The sequence below is a fragment of the Streptomyces sp. NPDC057950 genome, from assembly GCF_042887295.1.
Lineage (GTDB): Bacteria > Actinomycetota > Actinomycetes > Streptomycetales > Streptomycetaceae > Streptomyces > Streptomyces kaempferi.
This window is the reverse complement of record NZ_JBHVPP010000009.1, coordinates 1-11,861: the sequence shown is the minus strand read 5'-3', so window position 1 is coordinate 11,861 and position 11,861 is coordinate 1. Positions and strand designations below refer to the sequence as shown.

The following is an 11,861-nucleotide window of genomic DNA, read 5'->3' as shown; positions in this document are numbered from 1 at the left end:
GGCCCGGGACCGGTTCGTCACGGGACCGTGCGCGAGACGACGTACACCATGGGGAACGTCGGATTGGCCAGGTTGACCACGACGTCCTGGGTGGGCGCCGGGTCCTTCTGCTTGCGGGTGAGACCCCACCACTGGCCGGGGACCGAGAAATTCCAGCCGGTGACCTTCTGGTCGCGGGCGCCGATGGCGATGTCGTCCTTCGTCAGCGCCTGCCGGTCGGCTCCCAGGCCGGCGAGGAAGGTGTCCAGGCCCGCGTTGGTGAGCTGGAACTGCGCGTAGAGGCGGCTGGTCTTCCAGTTGTTGGTCTCGTAGAACGCGACCTTGGCGGCCGGGTGCGGGATCTCCACCTGGTAGAGGCGGCGCTGGACCTTCGACGGCCAGCCCGCCGTGAGACCGGTCGCCGAGTACTTGTCCTCTTTCTGCTTGCCGCTGTCGCGGCTCTGGTTGGCCGAGATCACCAGGTACCCGGCCGGGACGCCGATGAGCAGCACGATGATCAGCAGGGTCAGGGCCCGGCGGCGGAACTTGTGGCGCGGGTCCTCCGGCGGCCGCCGCGGCTCGTCCGGCGGCGACGCCTGGCGTGGCAGCGAGGCGGTCACGGCGTGCCCTGGGTCGTACGACGGGACTCGGTGTAGCGCTCGTACCGCTCGTAGCGCTCCACGCGGCGGCGCTTGGCGCGACGGAAGCGGCGGGCGACGAGTCGTGCGAGGTCGGCGGCGCCGACCATGCCGGCCTCCGGGCCGAGCTGGGCGCGGGCGATGCGGGCCTCGGGACGGTAGCCACGGCCGGTCAGGTGCCGGCGGAAGGCGTCGCGGGCGGGGCCGATCAGGAGGTCGTCGGCCGCGCTGACACCGCCGCCGATGACGAAGCAGGAGGGGTCGAGGGCGGCCGCCAGGTTGGCGATGCCGACGCCGAGCCACTGGCCGATGTCCTGGAGCAGCTCGATGCACATGGCGTCGCCCTCGCGGGCCAGCTCGGTGATCATCGGGCCGGTGATGTCGGCGATGTTGCCGTTGACGTGCTCGATGATCCCGTACGCGACCGGGGAGTCCGCGGCGGCGAGCTCGCGGGCCTCGCGGACCAGCGCGTTGCCTGAGCTGTACTGCTCCCAGCAGCCGCGGTTGCCGCACGCGCAGCGGTGACCGCCGGGGACCACCTGCATGTGGCCGAACTCTCCCGCGACGCCGAACCTGCCGCGCCTGACCTGGCCGTCCTCGAGCAGTGCGCCGCCGATGCCGGTGCCGAGCGTGATCATGACCAGGTTGTCCTCGCCGCGGCCCGCGCCGAAGCGCCATTCCGCCCAGGCGGCGGTGTTGGCGTCGTTGTCGACGAGGACCGGTACGGCGAGGCGGCCCGCGAGGCGGTCGCGCAGGGGTTCGTTGCGCCAGGAGAGGTGGGGGGCGAAGAGGATGCGGTTGCGCTCCGCGTCGACCCAGCCTGCCGCGCCGATGCCGACCGCGTGCACGTCGTGCCGGTCGGAGAGGTCCAGGACCAGCTCCATGATGGTGTCCTCAACGACCTTGGGGCTCTTGGACTTGTCCGGCGTCTCGGCGCGGAGCTTCTCCAGGATGTTGCCGTCGGCGTCGACGACGCCCGCCATCACCTTCGTACCGCCGATGTCGATACCGACGGTGGGGACGCGGGGCGCCGTCAGGTGGGAACGGCGCTCGCGCGTCCCGACGGTCCGCAGGACGGTGGCCCGCGCGGAGCCGCGGTGTGCGAGGTCGCGGTAGGTGCTCATCGGGCCGATTCTGCCTCACGCCGCCGTGCTTCGCTTCGCCGGGGAGGCGTGGGGGGCGGGGGGTGGCTGTGGCGTGCCGTCACCTGTGGTGGCGGGCTGTGACGTGGGGCGGGGGAACCGGGGACCGTTCTCACGGTGCGGGAGGGTCGTGGCCCGCCGCGCGGTTCCCCGCGCCCCTGGGGAAGGACGCGCCGGCCGCGACCCGGAGGCGACGCCGCCCGACGAGATCCGTGGGTCGATCTCACAGTGCGGGAACGATCTGGCTTGTCGCGCGGTTCCCCGCGCCCCTGGGTGGGGACCCTCACCCCGGTCGCGAAGGAACGTCACCCCGGCCGGGAAGGAACGTCTCCCGTGCCGGGGCGGGACGCGCCCGACGGGACGACTACGTCGTGCGTTCCAGTTCGTGGCGGAGGTCGTCGAGTTCGCTGCCGCCCGCCATCTGGCGGGTGAGCTCGTCGAGGGTGATCTCCTCGCGGGTGTGGCTGCCGAACATGGCGCCGCGCTTGAGGAGGACGAAGCGGTTGCCCACCAGGTACGCGTGGTGCGGGTTGTGGGTGATCAGGACGACGCCCAGTCCGGCGTCCTTCGCGGCGGCGACGTACTTGAGGACGACGCCGGACTGCTTCACACCGAGCGCGGCGGTGGGCTCGTCCAGGACGAGGACCTTGGCGCCGAAGTACACGGCGCGGGCGATGGCCACGCACTGGCGCTCACCGCCGGACAGCGTGCCGATGGGCTGGTCGACGTCGCGCAGGTCGATGCCCATGCGCAGCAGCTCCGCGTGGGTGGTCCTGCGCATGAACTCGACGTCCATGCGCTTGAAGGGACCCGTGCCCTTCGACGGCTCGGAGCCGAGGAAGAAGTTCCGCCACACCGGCATCAGCGGGACGACGGCGAGGTCCTGGTAGACGGTGGCGATCCCGCGGTCGAGCGCCTCGCGCGGGGACGACAGCCGGGTCTCCTCGCCCTCGATGCGCAGCGTGCCCGCGTCGTGCTGGTGCAGCCCCGCGATGATCTTGATCAGGGTCGACTTGCCCGCGCCGTTGTCCCCGAGCACGCAGGAGATCTCCCCGGCATGCACCACCAGCGAGACACCTTCGAGGGCGCGGATGTTGCCGTAGTACTTACTGACGTCGTCGAGCTCGACGAGTGCGGTGCCCTCCGTGGAGGCCGCTTCCGTCTTTTCCGCGTCCGTCGTCATTTCGTCACCTCCGCGCGCTTGCGGACCCAGTGGTTGAGCAGGGTCGCCAGGAGCAGCATCACTCCGAGGAAGAACTTGAACCAGTCCGGGTTCCATTCGGCGAACACGATGCCCTTGCTCACCATGCCGAAGATCAGCGCACCGACCGCCGCGCCGACCGCGGAGCCGTAGCCGCCGGTGATCAGGCAGCCGCCGATGACCGCCGCGATGATGTAGATCAGCTCGTTGCCGACGCCTTCGCCGGACTGTACGACGTCGAACGAGAACAGCAGGTGCTGACCGGAGATCCAGGCGCCGAAGGCGACGCCCATGTAGAGGCCGATCTTGGTCTTGTTGACCGGGACACCGACCGCGCGGGCGGCCATCTCGCCGCCGCCGACGGCGTAGATCCAGTTGCCGACGCGGGTGCGCAGCAGGATCCAGGTGGCCACGACGACGAGGGCCAGCCACCAGAGGATGGTGATCTTGAAGTCGACGCCGCCGATCGTGATCGTCGAGGCGAAGACGTCCTTGGCCGAGGAGAAGCCCTGCATGTCGGCGATCGACTTGGTGGAGACCGTGTCGCTGATCAGCTTGGTGAAGCCGAGGTTCATACCGGTCAGCATCAGGAAGGTGCCGAGCGTGATGATGAAGCTGGGCGGGTCGGTGCGGGTCAGCATGACGCCGTTGAAGACGCCGATCCCGAGCGTGACGACCAGCGAGACGAGGACGCCGACCCAGACGTTCGCCGTCAGCTGGTAGCTGAGCATCGAGGAGATCAGCGCGGAGCTGGTCACCATGACGCCCGCGGAGAGGTCGAACTCGCCGCCGATCATCAGCAGCGCGACCGGCACGGCCATGATGCCGATGGTCGACGAGGCGTACAGGACCGTGCTCAGGCTGGCGGCCCGTACGAAACTGTCCGCGAAGATCGCGAAGAACAGGAAGACCGCGATCGCGCCGACCACGGAGCCCAGCTCCGGCCGGCCCATGAGCTTGCGCAGCGGCGAGGTCTTCACGAGGCGCTCGTCGGCCTTGGTGCCGGGCGACGGCGCGGGTGCGGTAGCGGTCATCGGGTCCCCCGCTTCGTGTACTCCTCCAGCGCGGCGGCCTGATCCTTGGTGATGATCTGCGGTCCGGTGAGTACCGGCTTGCCGCCGCCGAGGACATCGGCGTTGTACTTGTAGAGCCAGAGCAGGTCCACGGCCTCGTACCCCTGGAGGTAGGGCTGCTGGTCGACGGCGAAGCCGAGCGTGCCGTCCTTGAGCTCCGCGGCCACCTTCGCGTTCAGGTCGAAGGTGTCGACCTCGGCGTCGCTGCCGGCGTCCTTCTTGGCCTTGACCGCGGTGTCCGCGTACGGGGCACCGAGGGTGACGACCGAGTCGATGGACTTGTCCGCCTGCAGCTTGGCACCGATGGAGGACTGCACGTCGGGCATGCTGGTGCCCTGGACGTAGAGGTCCTGGACGGTGCCGTGGAAGGTCTTCTTGACGCCCGCGCAGCGCTGCTCGTGACCGACGTTGCCCTGCTCGTGCAGGATGCACAGGGCCTTCTTGCGGCCCCGCTTGTTCAGCTCGTCGCCGACCGCCTCGCCGGCGATGGTCTCGTCCTGGCCGATGTGGGTGAGCGCCCCGAACTGCTTGGACTGCTCGGAGCCGGAGTTCACCGTGATCACCGGGATGCCGGCCTTCTCCGCGCGCGCCACGGCCGCCTTCATCGCGTCCGGCTTGGCCAGTGTGACGATGATGCCGTCGACCCGCTTGTCCACCGCGGCGTCGACGAGCTGCGCCTGCTGCTGCGCCTCGGCGTTGTGCGAGTACAGGAAGTTGATGTTGTCCTTGACGGCGGCCTGCTTGGCGCCGTTCTGCACGATGTCCCAGAACGTGTCGCCGTCGCCCGAATGGGTGACCATCGCGAAGGTCCACCTGGGCGTGTCCACCGCGGCCCTGCCCTGGGCGGACGCCTCCTTGCGGGCGTCCTCGGCCCGCTTCCCGCCGGTGCTGCTGCATCCGGCGAGGGACGCTCCCAGCGCCCCTGCGAGCGCGATGCTTACCCAGGTCCGAGTCCGTGCCACGAGGCCGTGCCCTTCTTGCTGTGCTCCTTGGTGCGCCGGGGCCCGCGGAGCGGCCCGACGGGCCGTTCCGTAGGCCCCGGGGGCCGGCCTCTCGCCGGCCCCAAACGCCCAAGTATCGAACACGGGGAGCGTGCATCCCATCAGCGGGTCCCGCGCGCGGTGTACTTCTCGAGCTGCGGCGCGTCCTTCTCGGTGACGATGGCCGGGCCGGTGAGGACCGTCTTGCCGCCGCCGAGCACGTCGCCGTTGTTCTTGTAGAGCCACAGCATGTCGATGGCCTCGTAGCCCTGGAGGTAGGGCTGCTGGTCGACGGCGAAGCCGACCTCCTTGGCCTTGAGCCGCTTGACCACTTCGGCGTTCAGGTCGAAGGTGTCGATCTCGGCCTTGCTGCCCGCGTCGGCCTTGGCCTTGACGGCGACGGCGGCGATCGGGGCGCCCAGCGTGATGACGGCGTCGATGCCCTTGGTGGCCTGTAGCTTCGCCTCGATGGAGGACTGGCTGGCGGGGGCGTTGGTCCCCTCGACGTTGAGGTTCTCGACCGAGCCGTCGAAGGTCTTCTTCACGCCGGCGCAGCGCTGCTCCAGGGAGACGTTGCCCTGCTCGTGGATGACGCAGACGGCCTTCTTGAGACCGCGTTTGTTGAGTTCGTCACCGATGGCCTCACCGGCGACCGACTCGTCCTGGCCGAAGTGCGCGAGCGCCCCGAACTGCTTCGAGAACTCGGCGCCGGAGTTGATCGTGACGACCGGGATGCCCGCCGCCTCGGCCTTGGCCAGAACGTCCTTCATCGCCTCGGGCTTGGCCAGCGTGACGACGATGCCGTCGACCTTCTTGTCGATCGCGGCCTGGACGAGCTGGGCCTGTCCGTTGGCTTCCTTGTCGTTCGAGTACAGGAAGTCGACGTTGTCCTTGCCGGCCGCCGCCTTGGCGCCGCTCTGGACGATGTCCCAGAAGGTGTCGCCCTCGCCGGAGTGCGTCACCATCGCGATCTTCAGACGGGGTGTGCCGGCGGCCTTGCCGCTCCCGCTCCCGCTGCCACTCGCCTTGTCCTCCGAGTCCTTGCCGCCGGAGCTGCTGCACCCGGCCGCGAGCGCGATCACAGCTATCACCGCTGCTGCTGTTCGGGCTGTACGCATGGTGGGACCACCCTCTCTCCCGCCGCTCCTTTGCGGCTGAGGGGAGTTCTAGCTCCGGGTCCGCACACCAGTCAATGGGTTTGTCAGAACATTCTTACGATTGAGATTCGGCCCAGCCCCAGCCGGTTCACGCCCCCACCAGGAGCTTTTCGATCACGAGTGGAATTCACCACCCCGCGAAGATCAAAACATTCACAGCGACATGAGGATCCACGGCCGTACGACAATTCACCGCCGTACACGGATTCACCGGTATAAGCGGATTCACGGGCGTACGAGGAGCTGGAACTCGAAGGAGTAGCGGGAGGCACGGTAGGTGTGGGTGCCGAACTCCACCGCACGCCCGGTGTCGTCGAAGGTGGTGCGCTGCATGGTGAGCAGCGGGGCCCCGGCGGGCTCACCGAGCCGCTCGCCCTCCTCCTCGGTGGCCGCGCGGGCGCCGACGGACTGACGGGCGCTGTGCAGCGTGATGCCCGCGGCGCGCATCAGCCGGTACAGCCCGGTGGCCTCCAGCCGGGCGCTGTCCAGCTCCAGCAGGGCGGGCGGCAGGTAGTTGCAGAGGTACGCCATCGGCTCCCCGTGGGCGAGCCGGAGTCGCTCCACCCGGTGGACGTCACTGCCCTCGGCCACGCCCAGCGCGGCCGCGACCTCGGCGGACGCCGGCACGACGGCGTTGACGCGCACCTGGGTCGCGGGGCGCTGCCCGGCCGCCTCCAGGTCGTCGTACAGGCTGCTGAGCTCCAGCGGACGCTTGACCTGGCTGTGCACGACCTGGGTGCCGACGCCTCTGCGCCTCACCAGCAGCCCTTTGTCGACAAGTGACTGAATGGCCTGGCGGACGGTCGGCCGGGACAGGCCGAGCCGTCCGGCCAGCTCGATCTCGTTGCCGAGGAGGCTGCCCGGGGTCAGGGTTCCGTGCTCGATCGCGGCCTCCAGCTGCTGGGACAGCTGGAAGTACAGCGGGACCGGACTGCTGCGGTCGACGCTGAGCTGGAGCGACACGGTCGGATCCACATCTGGTTTCGGCACGCGCCGAGCGTAGCTCCGGGAGATGTTGACGGGAAGTTGTGAAGTTCGATTGTCCGGACAAAGCATTGACACGGCGCCTGGCGCGCCCTCAGTTTGTTCCCATGCGCATCGGACTTATCGGAACGGGTCGTATCGGCACATTTCACGCGACCACTCTCGACCGCCATCGCGAAGTCGGCTCCCTCATCGTCACGGACGCGGACCCCGCACGGGCCCAGGAGCTCGCGGACCGTCTGGGCGCCACGGCGGCACCCGGCGTGGACGAGATCTTCACCTGGGGCGTGGACGCCGTGGTCATCACCGCGTCCACCGCCGCCCACGCGGAACTGATCGGCCGGGCGGCGCGGTCCGGGCTCCCGGTGTTCTGCGAGAAGCCCATCGCCCTCGACCTGCCCGGCACACTGGCGGCGCTCGCCGAGGTCGAGGCCGCCGGAACGGTCCTGCAACTGGGCTTCCAGCGCCGCTTCGACGCGGGGTACACGGCCGCGCGGGAAGCGGTCAGGTCGGGGCGGCTCGGCAGGCTGCACACCGTCCGGGCGATGACGTCCGACCAGTCGCCGCCGCCCGCCGCCTATCTGCCGCTGTCGGGCGGTCTCTACCGTGACTGTCTGGTCCACGACTTCGACATGCTGCGCTGGGTGACGGGCCACGAGGTGGTCGAGGTGTACGCGATGGGCTCGGACGCCGGGCCCGCGATGTTCCGCGAGGCGCGGGACATCGACACCGCCGCGGCCGTCCTCACCCTCGACGACGGAACCCTCGCCACGGCCACCGCGACCCGGATGAACGGCGCGGGCTACGACATCCGCATGGAACTGGCCGGCGACCTGGACCAGATCGGCGTCGGCCTGGACGACCGTACGCCGATCACCTCCACCGAACCGGCCGGGCCGCCGCCCGCCGACAAGCCCTGGACCGGATTCCTGGAACGGTTCGGCCCCGCGTACGAGGCCGAGCTCGGCGCGTTCGTCGAGGTCGTCCGTGGTGAACGCGCCAACCCGTGCGACGGGCGCGAGGCCCTGCACGCGCTGCGTATCGCGGAGGCCTGCGAGCTGTCGCGGCTGGAACGGCGCCCGGTGCGGCTGGCGGAGATCCCGGCCGGCCGGGACTGAGCCCGGTCGCACTCACCCCGTCCCGTACTCACCCCGTCCCGTGCCGGACCCGGACCGTGCCTGACCCGGACCGTGCCTGACCCGGACCGTCCAGTGGCGGCCCCCGCTCCGGGGCCGGGGCCGGGACCACACCTGTACGACCCGGGCACTCACCGCCGCACCGGCCACGACCGGAGCACTCACCAGCGCACCGGCAGACTGCGCACACCGCGCATCAGCATCCCGGGCAGCGGCTCGCCCGGGGGGCCGTCGAGAGCGAGGTCCGGGCAGCGCTCCAGCAGCGAGCGCAGCGCGACCCGCGCCTCCAGCCGGGCCAGGGGCGCGCCCAGGCAGTAGTGGACGCCGTGCCCGAAGGCGAGATGGCCGCGCGGGGCGCGGCGGATGTCGAAGCGGTGCGGGTCGGGGCAGTGCGCCGCGTCGCGGTTGGCGGCGTCGAGCCCGATCATCACCGGGTCGCCCACCGCGATGGCCCGGCCGCCGATCTCCATCGGCTCCGCCGCGTAGCGGTACGTCGCCGTCTCGACCGGTCCTTCGAAGCGCAGCACCTCCTCCACCGCCCCGTCCAGCAGGGTCATGTCGCGGCGCAGGGCGGCGAGCTGGCCGGGGTGGGCGAGCAGGGTGTGCACCCCGTTCGTGATCAGGTTGACCGTCGTCTCATGGCCCGCGACCAGCAGGATGAACGCCATCCCGCGCAGCTCTGCGCGGGAGAGCCGGTCGCCGTCCTCCGCCCTGGTGCGGATGAGGTCGCCGAGCAGATCGCCGGCCGGGGCCGTACAGCGCTTGTCCTCGATCAACTCGTCCAGATATCCGGCCAGTTCCTTCACGGCCGCGAACTCGCCGACGCCGTCCGTCGGTGTCACGATCTCGTTCGACATCCTGCGGAACGCCGCCCGGTCGATGTCGGGCACCCCCAGCAGCTCGCAGATGACGGTGATCGGCAGCGGATAGGCGAAGGAGTCCACGAGGTCCGCGCGCCCCGCGGGCAGCATCGCCTCCAGCAGCTCGTCGGTGATCTGCTGCACGCGGGGGCGCAGCGCCGCCACCCGGCGCATGGTGAACGCGCCCGTGACGAGTGAGCGCAGCCGGCTGTGCTCGGGCGGGTCGGTGACGAGCACATGGCGGCCCATCAGCTCGTCCTCGAGAGAGGTCAGTCCCGTCTTGGTGCTGTCCTTGGACAGTCTCGGGTCGGCGAGGGCGGCGCGCGCCTCCTCGTACCCGACGACGAGCCAGCACTCGTACGCCCCGGGGGCCGGCATGCGCACCCAGTGCACGGGGCCCCGCTCGCGCAGCTCCGCGTACACCGGATAGGGGTCCTTCATGAACCGCGTGCCGTACTCACCCAGATCGATCATGGCTCCACCCTCCCGTTGCCCCGAACAACGCGCGGGGTCCGCGCTCAGTGCCCGTCCTCCTCCAGGAGTCCGGCGTCGTACGTCAGCAGGGCGATCTGGACGCGGTTGTTGAGTCCGAGCTTGGCGAGGATGCGGGAGACATGGGTCTTGACGGTGGCGACGCTCATGTACGACTCGGCGGCGATCGCCGCGTTGGAGGCGCCCCGGCCGACGGCGACGGCGACCTCGCGTTCACGGTCGTTGAGGACGGCGATCCGGTCACGGGCGGCGGTGCGGCGGGTGTCGGCGAGGTCGCCGGCCGCCTGCTCCATCAGCCGGCGGGTGACGGTGGGTGACAGCACCGGGTCGCCGGCCGCGACCCGGCGTACCGCGTCGACGATGTCGGCCGGCGGGGTGTCCTTGAGGACGAACCCGGCGGCGCCCGCGCGCAGCGCCCGCAGTACCTGCTCGTCGGCGTGGAAGGTGGTGAGGACCACGACCTGCGGGGCGTCCTGACGGCGGCGCAGCCGCTCGGTGGCCGCGAGGCCGTCGACCGTCGGCATCCGGATGTCCATCAGGACGACGTCCGGGCGGGTGCGGTCGACGAGCGCCTCGACCTCGCCGCCGTCGGCGGCCTCGCCGACGATCTCGATGTCGTCGGCGCCGCCCATCATGAAGGACAGGCCGGCCCTCACCAGCGGATCGTCGTCGACCAGCAGCAGTCGGATCGCTTTCATGGTGCCTACCGTAGTGACCGCGCCGGTGCGCGTCCGGCGTGACGATTCCGTCCCCCGGCCGACGTCCGGCGACTACGGTCGGTTGACCGGGGCCGGCGCACCACGCCGGCCGACCGTGTGACGCGTGTGACCGACTTCCGGAGGAGTTTCCCCGTGCGCTATCGGCTCTTGGGTCGGACCGGCCTTCGTGTCTCCGAACTGTTCCTCGGCGCCATGACGTTCGGGGAGCAGGACGGGGTGGGCGCGCCGAAGGAGGAGTGCGCGCGGATCCTCGACGCGTACGCGGAGGCCGGCGGCAACGTGGTCGACACCGCCGTCAACTACCGTGGCGGGGCCAGCGAAGAGATCGTGGGCGAGTTGCTCAAGGGGCGGCGCGACCGCTTCGTGCTGTCCACCAAGTACACGATCTCCCGCGACGGAGCGGACCCGAACGCCGCCGGGAACCACCGCAAGAACCTCGCCCTCTCCCTGGAGACGAGCCTGCGGCGGCTGGGAACGGACTACATCGACATCTACTGGGTGCACATCTGGGACCGGAACACCCCGGTCGAGGAGACGATGCGCGCGCTCGACGACGCCGTACGGTCCGGGAAGGTCCTGTACGTGGGCATCTCGGACGCCCCCGCCTGGGTGGTGTCACGCGCCAACACCCTCGCCGAGTGGCGGGGTTGGTCGCCGTTCGCCGCGCTCCAGGTGCCGTACAGCCTGCTGAGCCGGGACGCCGAGCGTGAACTCCTGCCGATGGCCGAGGCGTTCGGCATGTCCGTCGCCGCGTGGAGTCCGTTGCAGAACGGCATCCTGTCCGGCAAGTACACCCGGCCGGGCGGTGTGCTCCCGGGCACGGCGACCCGGCTGTCCCCGGAGGCGATCGGGGAACTCGAGCGGAGTGTGGCCGAGGCCGTCCGGACTGCGGCCGACGAACTCGGCGCCTCTCCCGCCCAGGTCGCCATCGCCTGGACCATGGCCCGCTCCCCCGCCGTCCACCCCATCGTGGGCGCCCGTCACGTCACCCAGCTCGTCGACAACCTCGGCGCGACCGAACTGACCCTGCCCGCGGAGCTGGTCACCACCTTGGAGGAGGTCACCGGATTCCGCCCCGGGTTCCCGACCGACTTCATCGACGAGACGTCGACATGGGTTTACGGAACGGCCGGCCACCGAGTGATCCCCCGCACGCGCTGAAACCTCCGGGAGCTGCCCGTTTCGGGTGCGAGCGGCTCCCAAACCCACCCACGCCCCGCCCGTACCGTCACGTCCCCCCGACCACGTCCGGACCGAGCCACCCGGCCCGCGGCCCACCACCCCACGACGCACGCGAGGCGCAGTGCCGGTACATCGCAGCCCGAAACCGACCGGGCCCCGACCCACCACGCCCCCACACCCGGCGACGCACGCGAGGGGCGCCACCGCCCCGACCCACCACGCCCCCGCACCCGGCGACGCACGCGAGGGGCCGTGCCGGTACGTCGCAGCCCGTCGCTTACGCCCGGATCGAGCAACGGCTCCCTTACCCGGCCCACG

11 protein-coding genes are annotated in these 11,861 nt (G+C 70.6%); 2 read left to right on the top strand and 9 right to left on the bottom strand.

The genetic code is table 11. The features are described 5' to 3' along the window. Nucleotides 1-17: 17 nt before the first annotated feature. The 7 genes from ACFVTC_RS16485 to ACFVTC_RS16455 all read right to left on the bottom strand — a co-directional run bounded on the left by ACFVTC_RS16485 (nt 18) and on the right by ACFVTC_RS16455 (nt 7,133). Complete coding sequence (locus ACFVTC_RS16485) at nt 18-599, bottom strand: sugar kinase (RefSeq protein WP_390127444.1); 582 nt, start codon at nt 597-599, stop codon at nt 18-20. After that, a complete protein-coding gene (locus tag ACFVTC_RS16480) occupies nt 596-1,741 on the bottom strand; it encodes an ROK family glucokinase (RefSeq protein ID WP_390127442.1) in 1,146 nt (381 codons plus the stop codon). Before ACFVTC_RS16480 ends, ACFVTC_RS16485 begins: the two co-directional genes overlap by 4 nt. A gap of 382 nt (nt 1,742-2,123) precedes the next feature. Further along, on the bottom strand, nt 2,124-2,942 hold the full coding sequence (locus ACFVTC_RS16475) for an ATP-binding cassette domain-containing protein (RefSeq protein WP_390127440.1): 819 nt from the start codon (nt 2,940-2,942) through the stop codon (nt 2,124-2,126). Beyond that, complete coding sequence (locus ACFVTC_RS16470) at nt 2,939-3,994, bottom strand: ABC transporter permease (protein ID WP_390127438.1); 1,056 nt, start codon at nt 3,992-3,994, stop codon at nt 2,939-2,941. Before ACFVTC_RS16470 ends, ACFVTC_RS16475 begins: the two co-directional genes overlap by 4 nt. Further along, nucleotides 3,991-4,995 (bottom strand): sugar ABC transporter substrate-binding protein, encoded by a 1,005-nt coding sequence (locus ACFVTC_RS16465; RefSeq protein WP_390127436.1) that lies wholly within the window; start codon nt 4,993-4,995, stop codon nt 3,991-3,993. Before ACFVTC_RS16465 ends, ACFVTC_RS16470 begins: the two co-directional genes overlap by 4 nt. A gap of 140 nt (nt 4,996-5,135) precedes the next feature. After that, nucleotides 5,136-6,131 carry a sugar ABC transporter substrate-binding protein gene (locus tag ACFVTC_RS16460; protein ID WP_390127435.1) on the bottom strand — a complete coding sequence of 332 codons (996 nt, stop codon included), beginning with the start codon at nt 6,129-6,131 and terminating at the stop codon, nt 5,136-5,138. A gap of 264 nt (nt 6,132-6,395) precedes the next feature. Continuing rightward, on the bottom strand, nt 6,396-7,133 hold the full coding sequence (locus tag ACFVTC_RS16455) for a GntR family transcriptional regulator (RefSeq protein WP_390127865.1): 738 nt from the start codon (nt 7,131-7,133) through the stop codon (nt 6,396-6,398). A gap of 128 nt (nt 7,134-7,261) precedes the next feature. Between ACFVTC_RS16455 and ACFVTC_RS16450 the strand changes: the two genes are divergently transcribed. After that, entirely contained in the window at nt 7,262-8,272 is a 1,011-nt protein-coding gene (locus ACFVTC_RS16450; RefSeq protein WP_390127433.1) for a Gfo/Idh/MocA family oxidoreductase, read from the top strand. 179 nt (nt 8,273-8,451) lie between these two features. Here ACFVTC_RS16450 and ACFVTC_RS16445 read toward each other — a convergent pair whose 3' ends face one another. Then, a complete protein-coding gene (locus ACFVTC_RS16445; protein WP_390127431.1) occupies nt 8,452-9,624 on the bottom strand; it encodes a cytochrome P450 in 1,173 nt (390 codons plus the stop codon). 44 nt (nt 9,625-9,668) lie between these two features. Next, nucleotides 9,669-10,340, bottom strand: coding sequence for a response regulator (locus ACFVTC_RS16440; RefSeq protein WP_390127429.1), 672 nt, complete (start codon nt 10,338-10,340; stop codon nt 9,669-9,671). Between the two features lie 153 nt (nt 10,341-10,493). Here ACFVTC_RS16440 and ACFVTC_RS16435 point away from each other — a divergent pair, with 153 nt between their 5' ends. Next, on the top strand, nt 10,494-11,522 hold the full coding sequence (locus ACFVTC_RS16435) for an aldo/keto reductase (RefSeq protein WP_390127427.1): 1,029 nt from the start codon (nt 10,494-10,496) through the stop codon (nt 11,520-11,522). Nucleotides 11,523-11,861 lie beyond the last annotated feature (339 nt).

What these genes read in the sequence shown, in the direction of transcription:
- ACFVTC_RS16480 (WP_390127442.1), bottom strand. Translation starts at nt 1,741, where the DNA reads ATGAGCACCTACCGCGACCTCGCACACCGCGGCTCCGCGCGGGCCACC.
- ACFVTC_RS16475 (WP_390127440.1), bottom strand. Translation starts at nt 2,942, where the DNA reads ATGACGACGGACGCGGAAAAGACGGAAGCGGCCTCCACGGAGGGCACC.
- ACFVTC_RS16470 (WP_390127438.1), bottom strand. Translation starts at nt 3,994, where the DNA reads ATGACCGCTACCGCACCCGCGCCGTCGCCCGGCACCAAGGCCGACGAG.
- ACFVTC_RS16460 (WP_390127435.1), bottom strand. Translation starts at nt 6,131, where the DNA reads ATGCGTACAGCCCGAACAGCAGCAGCGGTGATAGCTGTGATCGCGCTC.
- ACFVTC_RS16450 (WP_390127433.1), top strand. Translation starts at nt 7,262, where the DNA reads ATGCGCATCGGACTTATCGGAACGGGTCGTATCGGCACATTTCACGCG.
- ACFVTC_RS16445 (WP_390127431.1), bottom strand. Translation starts at nt 9,624, where the DNA reads ATGATCGATCTGGGTGAGTACGGCACGCGGTTCATGAAGGACCCCTAT.
- ACFVTC_RS16440 (WP_390127429.1), bottom strand. Translation starts at nt 10,340, where the DNA reads ATGAAAGCGATCCGACTGCTGCTGGTCGACGACGATCCGCTGGTGAGG.